The sequence below is a fragment of the Actinoplanes sp. NPDC051861 genome (genome assembly GCF_040681145.1).
Taxonomy (GTDB): domain Bacteria; phylum Actinomycetota; class Actinomycetes; order Mycobacteriales; family Micromonosporaceae; genus Actinoplanes.
The window spans coordinates 328,912-343,340 of record NZ_JBFAYE010000007.1; the positions used below are offsets into that span (position 1 = coordinate 328,912).

General features: G+C 71.2%; 17 protein-coding genes and 1 riboswitch. Of the genes, 9 read left to right on the forward strand and 8 right to left on the reverse strand.

Going from position 1 to position 14,429, the window contains the following annotated elements; all coding sequences use genetic code 11:
* Window positions 1-15 precede the first annotated feature (15 nt).
* Entirely contained in the window at window positions 16-2,820 is a 2,805-nt protein-coding gene (gcvP, locus tag AB0M02_RS22125) for an aminomethyl-transferring glycine dehydrogenase (protein WP_364229491.1), read from the reverse strand.
* 78 nt (window positions 2,821-2,898) lie between these two features.
* A riboswitch (glycine riboswitch) is annotated at window positions 2,899-2,999 on the reverse strand.
* Window positions 3,000-3,060: 61 nt separating this feature from the next.
* On the opposite strand from gcvP, the gene mgrA reads away from it, so the two are divergent.
* The 3 genes from mgrA (at window position 3,061) to AB0M02_RS22140 (ending at window position 5,729) form a co-directional block, all read left to right on the forward strand.
* The gene (mgrA, locus tag AB0M02_RS22130) at window positions 3,061-4,056 is read left to right on the forward strand and encodes an L-glyceraldehyde 3-phosphate reductase (RefSeq protein ID WP_364229493.1); all 996 of its coding nucleotides are present in this window, start codon (window positions 3,061-3,063) and stop codon (window positions 4,054-4,056) included.
* A 102-nt stretch (window positions 4,057-4,158) separates the two neighbouring features.
* Window positions 4,159-4,977 carry a hypothetical protein gene (locus AB0M02_RS22135; protein WP_364229494.1) on the forward strand — a complete coding sequence of 273 codons (819 nt, stop codon included), beginning with the start codon at window positions 4,159-4,161 and terminating at the stop codon, window positions 4,975-4,977.
* Window positions 4,978-5,039: 62 nt separating this feature from the next.
* Window positions 5,040-5,729 (forward strand): nucleotidyltransferase domain-containing protein, encoded by a 690-nt coding sequence (locus AB0M02_RS22140; protein ID WP_364229496.1) that lies wholly within the window; start codon window positions 5,040-5,042, stop codon window positions 5,727-5,729.
* Here AB0M02_RS22140 and AB0M02_RS22145 read toward each other — a convergent pair.
* The 5 genes from AB0M02_RS22145 to AB0M02_RS22165 form a co-directional block, all read right to left on the reverse strand.
* Entirely contained in the window at window positions 5,707-6,135 is a 429-nt protein-coding gene (locus tag AB0M02_RS22145) for a nitroreductase family deazaflavin-dependent oxidoreductase (protein WP_364229498.1), read from the reverse strand. The genes AB0M02_RS22140 and AB0M02_RS22145 overlap by 23 nt on opposite strands.
* 27 nt (window positions 6,136-6,162) lie before the next feature.
* Window positions 6,163-7,065 (reverse strand): hypothetical protein, encoded by a 903-nt coding sequence (locus tag AB0M02_RS22150; RefSeq protein ID WP_364229500.1) that lies wholly within the window; start codon window positions 7,063-7,065, stop codon window positions 6,163-6,165.
* A 114-nt stretch (window positions 7,066-7,179) separates the two neighbouring features.
* Window positions 7,180-7,506: an SMR family transporter gene (locus AB0M02_RS22155; RefSeq protein WP_364229502.1), complete on the reverse strand. Its 327-nt coding sequence runs from the start codon at window positions 7,504-7,506 to the stop codon at window positions 7,180-7,182.
* Window positions 7,506-7,868, reverse strand: coding sequence for an SMR family transporter (locus tag AB0M02_RS22160; RefSeq protein WP_364229504.1), 363 nt, complete (start codon window positions 7,866-7,868; stop codon window positions 7,506-7,508). The genes AB0M02_RS22155 and AB0M02_RS22160 overlap by 1 nt, the downstream gene beginning before the upstream one ends.
* Window positions 7,868-8,413: a TetR/AcrR family transcriptional regulator gene (locus AB0M02_RS22165; protein WP_364229505.1), complete on the reverse strand. Its 546-nt coding sequence runs from the start codon at window positions 8,411-8,413 to the stop codon at window positions 7,868-7,870. The genes AB0M02_RS22160 and AB0M02_RS22165 overlap by 1 nt, the downstream gene beginning before the upstream one ends.
* 136 nt (window positions 8,414-8,549) lie before the next feature.
* Between AB0M02_RS22165 and AB0M02_RS22170 the strand changes: the two genes are divergently transcribed.
* The 6 genes from AB0M02_RS22170 to AB0M02_RS22195 all read left to right on the forward strand — a co-directional run bounded on the left by AB0M02_RS22170 (window position 8,550) and on the right by AB0M02_RS22195 (window position 13,412).
* Entirely contained in the window at window positions 8,550-8,891 is a 342-nt protein-coding gene (locus tag AB0M02_RS22170) for a hypothetical protein (RefSeq protein WP_364229507.1), read from the forward strand.
* A 167-nt stretch (window positions 8,892-9,058) separates the two neighbouring features.
* On the forward strand, window positions 9,059-9,661 hold the full coding sequence (gene sigK / locus AB0M02_RS22175; protein WP_364229509.1) for an ECF RNA polymerase sigma factor SigK: 603 nt from the start codon (window positions 9,059-9,061) through the stop codon (window positions 9,659-9,661).
* Complete coding sequence (locus AB0M02_RS22180; RefSeq protein WP_364229510.1) at window positions 9,658-10,392, forward strand: anti-sigma factor; 735 nt, start codon at window positions 9,658-9,660, stop codon at window positions 10,390-10,392. Before sigK ends, AB0M02_RS22180 begins: the two co-directional genes overlap by 4 nt.
* Window positions 10,393-10,458: 66 nt before the next feature.
* Window positions 10,459-11,997 carry a serine/threonine-protein kinase gene (locus AB0M02_RS22185; RefSeq protein ID WP_364229512.1) on the forward strand — a complete coding sequence of 513 codons (1,539 nt, stop codon included), beginning with the start codon at window positions 10,459-10,461 and terminating at the stop codon, window positions 11,995-11,997.
* 21 nt (window positions 11,998-12,018) lie between these two features.
* Window positions 12,019-12,804 carry a hypothetical protein gene (locus AB0M02_RS22190; RefSeq protein ID WP_364229513.1) on the forward strand — a complete coding sequence of 262 codons (786 nt, stop codon included), beginning with the start codon at window positions 12,019-12,021 and terminating at the stop codon, window positions 12,802-12,804.
* Window positions 12,801-13,412 carry a class F sortase gene (locus AB0M02_RS22195; RefSeq protein WP_364229514.1) on the forward strand — a complete coding sequence of 204 codons (612 nt, stop codon included), beginning with the start codon at window positions 12,801-12,803 and terminating at the stop codon, window positions 13,410-13,412. Before AB0M02_RS22190 ends, AB0M02_RS22195 begins: the two co-directional genes overlap by 4 nt.
* On the opposite strand, the gene AB0M02_RS22200 is transcribed toward AB0M02_RS22195, so the two are convergent.
* Window positions 13,405-13,971 (reverse strand): HD domain-containing protein, encoded by a 567-nt coding sequence (locus tag AB0M02_RS22200; protein ID WP_364229516.1) that lies wholly within the window; start codon window positions 13,969-13,971, stop codon window positions 13,405-13,407. The two genes, AB0M02_RS22195 and AB0M02_RS22200, sit on opposite strands and share 8 nt — an antisense overlap.
* Window positions 13,968-14,411: an SRPBCC family protein gene (locus AB0M02_RS22205; protein WP_364229518.1), complete on the reverse strand. Its 444-nt coding sequence runs from the start codon at window positions 14,409-14,411 to the stop codon at window positions 13,968-13,970. The genes AB0M02_RS22200 and AB0M02_RS22205 overlap by 4 nt, the downstream gene beginning before the upstream one ends.
* Window positions 14,412-14,429 lie beyond the last annotated feature (18 nt).

A 14,429-nucleotide genomic window follows, 5' to 3' on the forward strand; every position in this document is an offset into this window, starting at 1 on the left:
CCAAGAGCCGATCGGTCAGCTCTCGAACGCCTCCGGCGAGGGGCATGAGCAGACCAGGTTCCGGTCTCCGTAGGCACCGTCGATACGGCGCACCGGCGGCCAGTACTTCGCCGACCGGTCCACACCCTCGGGGTAACCGGCCACCGACCGCGGGTACGGGTGGTCCCACTCGTCCGCCGACACCGCGGCAGCCGTGTGCGGCGCGTTGGCGAGCGGGTTGTCGCCCGCCGGCCACACCCCCGCCGCCACCTGGTCGATCTCACCCTTGATGGCGATCATCGCGGCCACGAACCGGTCGAGTTCGGCCAGGTCCTCGCTCTCCGTCGGCTCCACCATCAGCGTCCCGGCGACCGGGAACGACATCGTCGGCGCGTGGAAGCCGTAATCGATCAGCCGCTTCGCCACGTCGTCCACCGTGACGCCGGTGGCCTTCGTCAGCGGGCGCAGGTCGAGGATGCACTCGTGGGCGACCAGGCCGTTCTCCCCCGCGTACAGCACCGGGAAGTGGTCGCGCAGCCGCGCCGCGACGTAGTTGGCCGCCAGCACCGCCGACGCGGTCGCCGCCGCCAGGCCCTGGGGGCCCATCATCCGCACGTACGCCCACGAGATCGGCAGGATCCCGGCCGACCCGTGCGCCGCCGCCGACACCGCGTGGTGGTCACCTTGCTCGAGGGGGTTGCCGGGCAGGAACTCCGAGAGGTGCGAGCGCACCGCCACCGGCCCGACACCGGGGCCACCGCCGCCGTGCGGGATACAGAACGTCTTGTGCAGGTTCAGGTGCGACACGTCGGCGCCGAACTTACCCGGCTTGGCGTAGCCGACCAGCGCGTTCAGGTTCGCGCCGTCGACGTACACCTGGCCGCCGGCCGCGTGCACCTTCGCGCACAGGTCCGCGATCGACGTCTCGTACACCCCGTGGGTCGACGGGTAGGTCACCATGATCGCCGACAGCGCGTCGCGGTGCTTCTCGATCTTCGCGTCCAGGTCGGCGACGTCGACGTTGCCGTCGGCGTCACAGGCCACCACGACCACCCGCATGCCGGCCATCACGGCGCTGGCCGCGTTGGTGCCGTGCGCGCTGGACGGGATCAGGCACACGTCCCGGTGCTCCTCACCGCGCGAACGGTGGTAGCCACGGATCGCGAGCAGCCCGGCCAGCTCACCCTGCGAGCCCGCGTTCGGCTGGACGCTGACCGCGTCGTACCCGGTGATCTCGGCCAGCCACGCCTCCAGCTGGGCCACCAGGGCCTCGTACCCCTCGGTCTGCGAGGCCGGCGCGAACGGGTGGATGTTCGCGAACTCCGGCCAGGTGACCGCCTCCATCTCGGTGGTGGCGTTCAGCTTCATCGTGCACGAGCCCAGCGGGATCATGCCGCGGTCCAGCGCGTAGTCCTTGTCCGAGAGTTTGCGCAGGTAACGCAGCATGCTGGTCTCGGAGTGGTGGGTGTTGAACACCGGGTGCGCCAGGTAGCCGGTGGTCCGGGCCGTCAGGCCGGTCACGGCCGGATCGGCGGGAGCCGCCCCGAACGCCTGCAGGACGGTCGCGACCTGGGCGGCCGTGGTGGTCTCGTCGACCGACACCGACACCCGGTCCGCGCCCACCTGCAGCAGGTCGACGCCCTTCTCTGCGGCCGAGGCGACGATCTGCGCGGCCCGGCCCGGCACCACAGCGGTCACCGTGTCGAAGAACGCCTCATGGGCCAGCGAGACACCCGCCGCGCTCAGCCCACCGGCCAGGGCCAGGGCGTGCCCGTGCACCCGCGACGCGATCGCCTTGAGACCCTGCGGCCCGTGATACACCGCGTACATGCTCGCCATCACCGCGAGCAGAACCTGCGCGGTGCAGATGTTGCTCGTCGCCTTCTCACGACGGATGTGCTGCTCACGCGTCTGCAGCGCCAGCCGGTAGGCGGGCGCGCCGTCAGCATCCTTCGACACACCGACGAGGCGGCCGGGAAGGGACCGCTCCAGGCCGTTGCGCACCGCCAGGTAACCGGCGTGCGGACCACCAAAACCAAGGGGTACGCCGAAACGCTGCGTGGTCCCGGCCGCGATGTCCGCACCGATCTCCCCCGGAGCCGGCAGCAGGGTGAGCGCGAGCAGGTCGGCGGCCACCGCCACCAGCGCACCCTTCGCGTGCGCCGCCTCGACCAGCGCCGCGTGGTCACGGACCGCGCCGGACGCCCCCGGGTACTGCACGTGCAGCCCGAAGAACTCCTCCGGCAGCGCCTCTCCGGCGTCCAGGTCGACGAGGCGCACCTCGATGCCGAGCGGCTCCGCCCGCGTCCGCAGCACGGCCAGGGTCTGCGGGAACGTGTCGGCGTCCACCGCGTACACATGGCTCTTGCTCTTGGACGCACGCCGCGCGAGCGTCATCGCCTCCGCAACCGCCGTCGCCTCGTCGAGCATCGACGCGTTCGCCGTGGTCAGCCCGGTCAGATCGGTGACCATGGTCTGGAAGTTCAGCAGTGCCTCGAGACGCCCCTGGCTGATCTCCGGCTGGTACGGGGTGTACGCCGTGTACCACGCCGGGTTCTCCAGCACGTTCCGCTTGATCACCGCGGGGGTGTGCGTGCCGTAGTAGCCCAGCCCGATCATCGAGGTGGCCACCGTGTTGCGGTCCGCGATCGCCCGCAACTCGGCGATCGTCTCCTCCTCGGAGGCACCGGCCGGCAGATCGAGGTCACCGTGCCAGCGGATCGACTCCGGAATGGCGGCGTCCATCAGATCGTCGACCGAGTTGTACCCGATCGCCTTGAGCATGTGGGTCTGCTCACCCGGATCCGGGCCGATGTGACGGGAAACGAACGGCGACGTCATGGGCGACTCCAGGCTCGAAGAAGGTCGACACGCAACCTCCCCCTCTGTCATACCCGGCGGCCGGGCATTTCAGAGTCGCCTGCCCTCGCGGTCCTTTTGCCTGAGAGGTTCCGGGGAGGATTTGCCCCTTCGGCGCCCCACGACCGTTTTGGTCATGAAGTCTCTCCCGCGCGGGTGTAGCCGGCACCTGTCAACCTACCAGCGCGCACACCCTCCGATCACAGTCCTAGGGTGGGGGATGTGACGTACTTCCCTGCGGACGACCGCTACGACAGCATGACCTACCGCCGCGCCGGGCGCAGCGGGCTCAAACTGCCCGCCCTCTCCCTCGGCCTCTGGCACAACTTCGGCGACACCCGCCCCCTCGACCGCCAGCGCGCCATCGTCCGCCGCGCCTTCGACCTCGGCGTCACCCACTTCGACCTGGCCAACAACTACGGCCCGCCGCCCGGCAGCGCCGAGAGCAACTTCGGCCGGCTGCTCGCCACCGACCTCAAGCCGTACCGCGACGAGCTGATCATCTCCACCAAGGCCGGCTACACCATGTGGGACGGCCCGTACGGCGACTTCGGCTCCCGCAAGTACCTGGTCTCCTCCCTCGACCAGTCGCTGCAGCGGCTCGGCCTCGACTACGTCGACGTCTTCTACCACCACCGGCCCGACCCGGACACGCCGCTCGAGGAGACGATGACCGCCCTCGACGCCGTCGTGCGCGCCGGCAAGGCCCAGTACGTCGGCATCAGCAACTACCGGAGCGCAGAGGCCGCCGAGGCCGCCCGCATCCTGCGCGAACTCGGCACCCCGCTGCTCATCCACCAGCCGTCCTACTCGATCCTCAACCGCTGGATCGAACACGACAACCTGCTCGACACCCTGGAGGAGGCCGGCGCCGGCTGCATCGCGTTCAGCCCCCTGCAGCAGGGACTGCTCACCGACCGCTACTTCGGCGGCATCCCGGACGACTCACGGATCCGCACCAGCGTCTTCCTCAACGAGAGCGCCCTCGACGACAAGACCATGGGCCGGCTGCACGCGCTCAACGACATCGCCAAGCGCCGCGGCCAGACCCTCGCCCAGCTGGCCCTCGCCTGGGCGCTGCGCGACCCCCGCATGACCAGCCTCATCATCGGCGCCAGCAGCGTCGAACAGCTCGAGGACAACATCGCCGCGCTCACCGCACCGCCGTTCAGCCGCGAGGAACTCGACGAGATCGACGGGACAGTCCTCGACCTGTGACATCGCCTCCCGGTGCCGCGCCCGCGCCGGCACCGGGAAGCTGTGTCACCTGACCGGAGTACCTGCCTTCCAACGCTCACGGCGGGCCCGAACAATGTTCGAGTGCGTGCGATGTGGGTGTCCGTTATCGGTGGGCTGGTGGCGTCCGGGTTGGTGGCCGCCCTGGCCGGTTTCGACAGCGGCAAGGCCGCCGACTGGGCCACTCTGTTAGCTCTTTCCATCGCATTTCCGGGACTGGCGTTGACAGCAAATCAGTTGAGGACGTTCAAGAAGCGGTCCGCCGCATCCGCTCCCGGCGTCTCGTCAGGGGAGGATCCATCTTCCTCAGCCGGAGCACCCATCAGCCAACAAGGCCTCGCCTTCCGAGATCAGCTCAACGTGCAGGGCCCGGTAACGATCCACAACCGGCACGTGCTGGGCGTTCCGGGCATTCTGGGCATTCTGGGCATTGTCTTAGTCCTCGCGGGGGCCGGCGTGGTTGCGGTCTCGCGCCTGGACAGCGACAACAAGCGCGACGCACTAGGCCCGAACCCGCAACCACCGCGCGGCGTCCCGGCCCCACGCGTGCCGGAACCGCCGACAGCCGGCACGACCGCTGAAACACCGGCCGCATCCCCGAGACCAACGACAAGGCCGACGAATCTCGCCGTGACGAAGAGCGACACGGGAGTTTATACGCTTCGATGGAATGCCTGCGCCATCAACGGCGTGGCCAACGTGTCTTACCGGGTCATCTTGCGGAACGCGAGCAGCGAGACGGGCCATCCCATGGACAGGAACTACTGGGACATGCACAACCTGGCCAAGGGTACGTGGACCGCCCGCGTCTTTGCCCTCGACGATGACGAAGACCGCCGGACCCAGTCCCCGGAGCGTTATCCGGAAAGACTGAGCGCCGCGGTCACCTTCCGCGTTGCCTGACGACGCGACGTGACGCCCGCCCACCCGGGGGCCGTCTCGCCGCGTCGCCTAAGGTCCCGATCATGACCTCGCTCGTCGAATCGCGGACGGCGCTTGCCGTCGTGGTCGGATCCCGCGCCTACGGACTCGACGGCCCGGGATCCGACCACGACCGCCGGGGTGTGTTCGTGGCACCCACCCGCGCGTTCTGGAGCCTCGACAAGCCGCCCACCCACCGGGAAGGCCCCCTCGACGAGCAGTTCTCCTGGGAGATCGAACGGTTCTGCGTGCTCGCCCTGCAGGCCAACCCGACCGTCCTCGAAGTGCTCTGGTCACCGCTGGTCGAGCAGATCACCGCCGACGGCCGGGACCTCGTCGGCATCCGCACCGCGTTCCTGTCGCGCCGCGTGGCCGAGACGTACGGCGGCTACGCCCGCGACCAGCTCACCCGCGTCGCCAACCGGCGCGAGCGCACCGGCGAGACCAACCACAAGCAGGCCATGCACATGATCCGGCTGCTCCACGCCGGCGCGCACGTGCTGCGTACCGGCGAGATCCTCGTCGACGTCGCCCACCTGCGCGACCGGCTGCTCGCGGTCCGGCGCGGCGAGCTGAGCTGGGCGGAGGTCACCGAGTGGGCGTCCGTCCTGCTGGCCGACCTCGATCAGGCCGCGGCGGCCACCGGCCTGCCCGAGCACCCCGACCGCGACCGCGTCGACGAGTTGCTCGTCCAGGTGCGCGAACGCGGGCTCAGGCGGGCGCCAGCCGAGTGAGTTCCAGGACCGGGATGGTACGGATCCCGGCGGTCTTCTCCGCGTACCCGGCGAACCCGGGATAGCGCTCGGCCTGCGTCGCGAACCGGCGGTCACGCTCCGCACCGGTCAGCTCCCGCACCCCCACCGGATATGTCTCCGTTCCCCGCTCGACGGACGCCTGACCGGCCGAGACCAGGTTGTGGTACCAGCCGGGGTTCTCCGGCGCGCCACCCTTGGAGGCGAAGACGTACATGACGTCGTCGTCGGTCTCGTGCGGCAGATACATCATCGGGCTGACCATGTCGCGCCCCGTGCGGCGGCCCCGGTGGTGGACCAGCACCATCGGCGCCCCGGCGAACGGCCCGCCCACGCGGCCCTCGTTGGCACGAAACTCCTCGATGACCCTGGTGTTCCAGTCACTCATGGCCCCAACGTATACCGGCGGACCGCCTCAGTTGATCGTGACGGGAACCGGCAGACCCTGCATCACCTCCAGCACGGCCCGCTCCCCCAGCGGCTCGGCCAGCTCCACCGGCGCCGTCCGCCGGAACCCGATGTCAGGACAGGCCTGCTCGGCCGCGTTCAGCCGGGTCTCCACCACGATCACCACCGCGTGCTCCGACTCCACCGCGCTCGCCTCGTAGTCGGCGCCGCACGGATCGGCGGCACCCTTCGGCGCCCCGGTGAACCCGACGGTCAGCGTCCTGCTGCCCACCTTCGTCACGGCCGAGTCGATCGCCAGACCCGCCGGCGTGTTGTAGGGATCCCACGACGGCGGCGTGAGCTTCACACTCACCGAGCCGACCGCCGGCCGGGTGATCCGCACCTTCGTGCCCTTCAGCGTGTACTCCCACGCGGGAACCCGCGCCTGGCCGCGCGTGGTCTGCACGGTGACGGTGGTGAAACGCGCCCCGGTGGCGTCCAGCGGGCGGCAGTCCGGGCAGTTCTCGTGATGACTCGTCATCGCCAGCTCGTCCAGCGCCTCGGTCGCGGACAGCAGCGGCAGGCTCAGCTCCTCGCTCCCCCAGCTGACCTCGCCGGTCCGCCGCGGCGCCCGCGGCAACTCGCTGGACGTGACGACCTGGCCGGCACCGAGAGCCCGCTTGAAGTCGTCCCCGACCGCCGCCTCCCAGTCGCCGCGCTGCCCGGTCAGCTCCCCGATCGGCACATACCGCGGCGCACCGCCGGCCTTGCGGATCGCCTCCTCATAGCGGGCGAGCGCCTCCCGCGCCTGATCGTTCTGCCGCTGCGCCCCGTCATCAACCGGCTCCCCGTCCACGATCGTCTCGTTCCCGCAGCCACCCAGCAGCGCCGCGCAAACGACAAACCCCAGCACCCACCGTCGTCCCGCCATGCGCGTTCGACGCACCCCGTCCGGATCCGGTTCCCACCTCACCCTCCCCGGTGAGCCGGCATCCGGCCAGGCGATGGCGCCGGAGGCGGCGGCCGAACCCCACGTCATCGCGGGTCAGTGTGCGGCGCCGAGCTCGACGAGCAACACCCCGGCGATGATCAGGCCAAGACCGGCGACCATGACCCTGGTCAGCGGCTCGCCGAACAGCACCCGCGAGGCGACGGCGGTCAGGGCGACGCCGCTGGCGGCCCAGATGCCGTAGGCGACACCGATCGCGAGCCCGGCCCGCAACGCAAGCGTGAGCATGCCGAACGCCCCGACGAAACCGGCCACGACGCCGGCGAACCACTTCTTCGACGCGCCGGGCTGTGCGGCCATCCGCAGGCAGAGGGTCGCCGCGCTCTCGGACAGGATCGCGCCCGCCAGGAAGAACCAGGTCATCAGGCGTTCCCCTCTCCGGCGTGGGACGCCTGACGGGCGTGAGCGGCCTGTGAGCCGAGTTCGACACAGAGCACCCCGCCGATGATCAGCGCGATGCCCGTGCCCATCAGCGCGGTGAGCGGGTCGCCGAAGATGATCGCTGCCGCGACCGCGGTGGTGGCGACACCGGCGGCGCCCCAGATGCCGTAAGCGACGCCGATACCCATGCCCGAGCGCAGCACCAGCGACAGCGTGGTGAACGCGCCGACGTAGCCGAGGGCGACCAGGGCATACCACCCGGGATGGTCCACGGCGGCGCGCAGCGACAGGGTCGCGGTGACCTCGAGCAGGATCGCGGTCGCGAGCAGCAGCCACTTGTTCATCAGTGGTTCTCGTCCTTCAACAGGGTGTCCATGACGGCGGTCAGGGGTGCGTGGTCACGCTCGGCCGGGGCGAAGACGCCGGTGGCCACCGCGATCCAGTAGCCGTCGGCGGCAAGACGCGCGGCCGTGAGCCGGGCCCGGGTGCTGTCAGGCAGGTCGTCGGGCAGATCCAGCCAAGGCCGCAGCCGGCGCTCCCACGCCTCGGTCAACGCGTCGCGGTAGACCGCGTCGAAGAAGATCGCGAAGTCTGCCCGGTCCAACCGGCCCGTGAACGCGGTCTCGACATAGGCGCGGATCCGATCCGACGCGGAAGCCTCCGCCGGCGAACCGCCGAGCCGGTCGGCCATGCTCCGCACCCACTCGGCGGCGACATGATCGACCACGGCCAGCATCAGCGCTTCCTTGGTCGGAAAGTGATACATCAGCCCCGGCTTGGTCAACCCGACCTGCCTCGCGGTCGCGTCCAGGGTGATCGAGCCACCACCTTCCGCCCGCAGCAGCTCCAGCGCGCCGTTGATGATGCGCCGCTTGCCATCTCGTGCCATGGCAAAACTTTACCATCCGGTTGGTAAAGTTTTGCCAAAGAGTGTGACCGGAGGCACTCAGAAGGCACACCGCCTGAGGCATCCTAGGAACCTAGGGGTTTGCCCTCCGGGCGGGATGTCGGTTTAGGCTGGTCGCATGTCCGCGAGTGCAACACCGGTGGTCCACCTCGCTCGGCCGCACCGGCCGGTTGTCGTGGCGGGGACGCTGGGTGAGTTGCGGGGGCCGCGGGCGGGTTTCGTGGAATTGCCGCTGCGCCTCTGGTGGCATCCGCAGCGGGCCTTTGATCTGGGCCGGCACACGATGCTGTTGTGGATGTACGAGAACGTGCTCCGCGAGGCCATTCGCGTCGACGAACTGCGCGGATATCTCGACGGGGCGACGCTGATCCGTGTCTGGCCGGAACTCAATCTGCCCCGCGGGGTCCGGGCGGCCTGGGAGGCCCGGCACCCGCGGCTGCGTAATCGCGTCGCGGCCTGACCACCGATTCTCGCCCGGCGGTCGCCGGACGGTCCGGACCCGGCAGCCGGTCGCGGTGTGGCCACGGGACCGGTGCCGACACGTACCCGAAAAATAAGGCCCATCCACCCACCCGCCCGCTCCGAATCATTCCCCGACGGTGGCATCGCCCGGAGATTTGGAGAGCCATGGCAGAGCGCGCGCACCTCACCCCGGTGCCCGGCCCGGAACCGGAACCGGCGACGGACGCCGGCACCCTGCTCACCGCGGTCGCGCGCGGTGACGAGAAGGCGTTCGCGAAACTGTACGACCTGGTCGCGCCCCGCGTGTACGGGCTGATCCGGCGGGTGCTGCGCGATCCGGCGCAGGCCGAGGAGGTCGCGCAGGAGGTGCTGGTCGAGGTGTGGCGCACGGCGGCGCGGTTCGATCCGTCGCGAGGCTCCCCCACGGCGTGGGTGTTCACCATCGCGCACCGGCGGGCGGTGGACCGGGTGCGCGCCGAGCAGGCGTCGGCCGACCGCACGATGCGCGCCGGGGTGGCGTCGGTCGACCTGCCCTACGACGCGGTCGCGGACGAGGTGGCGGTGCGGCTCGAACGCCAGCAGGTGCGCCACTGCCTCGACGATCTCACCGGTCTGCAGCGGCAGGCGGTCACGCTCGCCTACTACCAGGGTCACACCTATCCGCAGGTGTCCGAGCTGCTCAACGTGCCACTCGCGACCGTGAAAACCAGGATGCGGGACGGGCTGATCAGACTGCGGGACTGCATGGCGACGGGAGCGGCCGCATGAGCGCCGACGTCCACTCACTGATCGGGGCATACGCGCTGGACGCCTTGGACGACATCGAACGGGCCGCTTTCGACCGGCACATGCGAGAGTGCGAGGCATGCCGGCTGGAGGCGGCGGAGCTGCGTGACGCCGCCGCGAGGCTGGCCGATCCGGCCTGGTCGGCTCCCCCGCCCCGGCTGCGGGAGAACGTCCTGGCCGAGATCTCCAAGACCCGCCAGGTGGGCCCGGTCCCGGTCGCCGCACCGCCCGGCCGAGCGCGGGCGCGCAGCCTGCGGCTGGTGGGCGCGGCCGCCGTGATACTCGCTGTCGCTGCGGCGACCACGGCCGTTTTCGTTCAGGAGCAACGGGTACGCGACGCCGAAGCCGTCGCCGAGGCCGCGCGCGCGAGTGAGGCACGGGTGCGCTCGGTGTTGTCCGCACCCGACGTCCAGGTCCGCGAGCAGTCCCTGACCAGCGGCGGACGCGTGACCGTGGCCAGTTCACGGCTGCAGAACGCGGGCGTCATCATGCTCGCCGCGGACAGCCCTCCGGCGTCCGACCGCGTCTATCAGCTGTGGACCATCCGTGGCACCACCCCGTCCTCGGCCGGCGCCCTCGGTGTGGGCCAGTCGGCGTCGGTCCAGCTCGTCGAGGGTCTGCCCGGCGCTTCGGCGGTGGGTGTGACCGTCGAACAGGCACCGGCGGCGCAGGTGCCGACGACGCCGCTGGACGCCCTCGTCGAACTCGCCTAGAAATCACACCGATCCGCCCGGCGACCGGTTCCGAATCCCGTTCAGCAGACAGGACGGGGTGGGGCGATGGCCGAGGTGGTGGCCGGACGGTACCGGCTGATCGAGCAGATCGGCGAGGGCGGCATGGGCCGGGTGTGGCGGGCCCATGACGAGTTGTTGCAGCGCACGGTCGCGGTCAAGGAGCTCACCACACCCCTGGAGGATCAGGTGGTGCGTGAGGCCCGGGCCGCGGCCCGGCTCGACCACCCGGCCGTCGTGCGGATTTTCGACGTGGTGCGGTACGAGGGCCGGCCGTGGATCGTGCTGGAGTACGTCGAGTCCCGCTCCCTGCACCGGGTGGTCGTCGAGGACGGCCCGCTGCCGGTGCGGGAGGTGGCCCGGATCGGCGTGCAGGTGCTGGGCGCGCTGCGCTCGGCACACGCGGCCGGGGTGCTGCACCGGGACGTGAAGCCGGACAACGTCCTGGTCTGCGCGGACGGGCGGGTCGTGCTCACCGACTTCGGGCTGGCGACCATCGGCCTGACCGGCGGGCCCGACCCGCGCCTGGGCTCGCCGCACTACATCGCCCCGGAGCGGCTGGGACCGGAACCCGCCGGTGTCTCCGGTGACCTGTGGTCGCTGGGCGCGACGCTGTACGCGGCGTGCGAGGGACGGCCGCCGTTCGGGCGCGGCGACCCGGACGCGTCGCTGGTGGCCCTGCTGACCGAGCCACCGGACCTGCCGGAGCGGTCGGGCCCGCTGTCCACACTGTTCCTGGCACTGCTGGACAAGGAACCCGAGCGCCGGCCGTCAGCGGTCGAGGTGGACGCGCGGCTGCGGGCTGTGCTGCGGTCGGAACCCGCCCGCGGGCAGGCGCCGGTGCCGGACCCGTCGTCACGGACCCGGCGGCTGCCGCTGATCGCCCGGCAGATCATGGCGTTGCCGCGGCGCGCCGGTCTGCTCGTGGCGGTGGGCGCGGTCGTGGCCGCGGGCGGCGCGGCGGTGCTCGCCTCCGGCCTCGGCCCGGGAGACCCGATCTTCGCGGTGCCGGCCGGGGTGACGGCGTCGTCGCCGGCGCCGCGGCCCTCCGTGAACGCGCTGGTGTCCGCGCCGGTCGACGCGTGCGGTTACGGGGCGGACGCGAAGCCCGTGGAGAAGGCGGCGGGCGGTGTCCCGGCCGGGCTGCCCCGCGGCTGGATCTGGACGCGGGACCCGTCCGGGTTCGCCCTGGCCGTGCCCGACGGGTGGCGCCGCGCGATGCGGGGCAACGAGGTGTGCTTCAGCGACCCCACCGGGCGGCGGGCGTTCTCGGTCAACGTCTCCCCCGTAGTGACCAGCGAGCCCCTCGAATACTGGCAGCGGCGGGAGAAGGCCGAGCGCGCCCGCGGCGACCTGCCCGGCTACACCCGGGTCAGCATGGGCGTCCTGCTGCTCAAGCGCGGCGGCGCCGACTGGGAGTACACCTGGCGGCCCGTCTCCGGCGACATCCGGCACGAGCGCCGGGTCCTGGTGGCGGTCACCGAGCGCCGCTCCTACCTGCTGCGGTGGTCGGTCGCCGGCACCGACTGGGCCGGCACCACCGGCCTGCAACGAGACCTGGTCGAGCTGTTCGGCTCGGCACGCTGAGAAACCCCTCTTGGAGTGATCATGAAATTTCGCTTCCTGCTGCCCGCCGTCGCCGTTCTCCTGGTCGCCACCGCCTCACCGGCCCGCGCCGACGAGTCGGTCCAGGTCCGGCTCCTCGAGCTGAACAGGTCCGGCGCGACCGGCACCGCCACCCTGACCGCCCTCGACAACGGCGACCTGAGGGTCAGCATCCGCTCGTCCGGGCTGGTGCCCGGCTCGCCGCACGCCCAGCACCTGCACGGGTCGACCGACGGGATGGACTTCCACTGCCCGGCCATGTCGGCGGACCGCGACGGCGACGGTTATCTGAGCACCGAGGAGGGCATGCCGGACTACGGCGACATCTTCATCTCGCTGACCACGGGCGGGGACGTGTCGAAGGCCAGCGGGCTCGCGGTCGACCGGATGCCCGCTGCCGACGGGAACGGCAGGCTCGCGTACGACCGGACGATCGCCGGCGCCGACCTGCCGCCCGGCACCCTCGAGCACCTCAAGGACCTGCACATCGTGCAGCACGGGATCGACGCGAACGGCAACGGGAAGTACGACCTGGACGCGCTCGGCGAGTCGACCCTCGCCAAGGCGGCCGGTCTGAGCGGCATCCCGCAGGAGGCCACCAACCCGGCGCTGTGCGGGATGGTGTCCGGAGCGGCGGCCGGTTCGGTACCGGTCGGTGGCGTGGCGACCGGCGACGGCAGCACCCGCGACAGCGCCACCATCTGGTACGCCGTCACCGGCCTCGCCGGGCTGCTGCTCCTCGCCACCTACGTGATCAGCCGCCGCCGGCTGTTCCTGCTCCCCCGATGAGACGAGTCGCCGTCGTAGCGCTGGCCGTCGCCGCGGCCGTGGCGGTCGCGGTGGCGGCCCTGCTCGCCCCGCACGCCGCCCCGCCGGTCATGGTCATGCCGTCACCCGCGGGACAGGCGCGGGCGGCAGAGGCCGAAACCCTCACCCGCGGCGAGCTGTTGCCCACCTCACCGCCCGTCCGCCTGGCGATCCCGGCCCTGAAGATCGACGTGCCGATGACCGGTCTGGGCCTGCAACCGGACGGAACGATGGAGGTGCCGGACGACGCGAAGACCGTGGGCTGGTACACGAAGGCGCCCACACCCGGCTCGCTGGGACCCGCCGTGCTGGCGGGCCACGTCGACTACTCGGGGAAGAAGGGCACCTTCGCCGACCTGGCGGACCTGCGGCGCGGCGACGAGATCCGGGTGACCCGGGAGGACGGCAGGACCGCGGTCTTCACCGTCGGCGAGGTCTCGCAGTACGCCAAGGACCGCTTTCCGACCGACGCGGTCTACGGCCCGATCGACCACGCCGGCCTGCGCCTGATCACCTGCGGAGGCGACTTCGACGACCGCAGCGGCCACTACGTCGACAACATCGTCGTCTTCGCCGAGCTGGTCAGATGACCGGGTGGCCGTGGCGTTCCGCGGCGGCCGCCAGGTCCGGGTCGCCGTAGCGGGCGCGCAGGGCGGCGAAGAGGGCGGGCTTGCCGGGACCGAACCGGGCGACCTTCAGCGCGTAGGTCTCCGGCGACACGAAGACCGGCGGGGTGGTCTTGCTGTGGAACTTGTCGGCATACATGACCAGGGCCTCCTCCGGGGTCTCGGCGAGGTAGTCGCCCGGCGGGAGCGGCAGGTGCTGGTCGAGGATGTCGGCGGCGGTGACGCCGACGCCGGTGTGGTGCGAGCAGAACCGGCTGATCGCGGCGGGCAGGCCGAGCTCGGCGAGCAGGTGCTCGCCGAGCAGGCCGTGCCGGATGTAGTGGTCGCCGGCGCCGAGCCGGTGCACGCCGATGTCGTGCAGCAGCGCACCGGCCCGGATCAGCGCGAGGTTCCCGTCGGTGTGCAGTTCCTCGGCGAGCTCGCAGACGATCCGGCAGTGCGTCCAGACGAGCTCGAAGGCGGAGGCGTCCGGAGCGAAGCGCTCGTGCCAGTCACGGATCTGGCGGTCGCTGGGGATCCTCATCCCTCGGCGAGCGCGGCGAGCCGGTCCACTGAGGCCCGCAGGTTGTCCGCCGTGGTCGCCCGGGCGCGCGGCAGCCGCTTCTCGTCGGTCAGGCCGGTCCAGTCGTACGTGTGGGTGACCCGCGTCCGGCCGTCCCCGACCGGGTCCAGCTCCCAGCGCCACAGGTGGCCCGGCGCAGGCTCGCCGGGAACGGCGGGCTTCCACGCGATCAGGCGGCCCTCGGTGAACTCGACGACGTGGTTCTCCCGGATGTTGCCCGTGGTGGTCGTCATGACGAACACGTCGCCGCGGGCTCGCACGCGCTGCCCTTTCGCGGCCTCGGCCAGGTTGTCGTTGCCGTCCCAGGTGGGCTGCAGGGCCGGGTCGGCGATCAGTTCGAAGATCGTCTCGGCCGGTGCCGCGATCTCGCGGGCGGCGCTGACGATGCGCTCGTCGGTCATGGGTCCATCGAATCATCT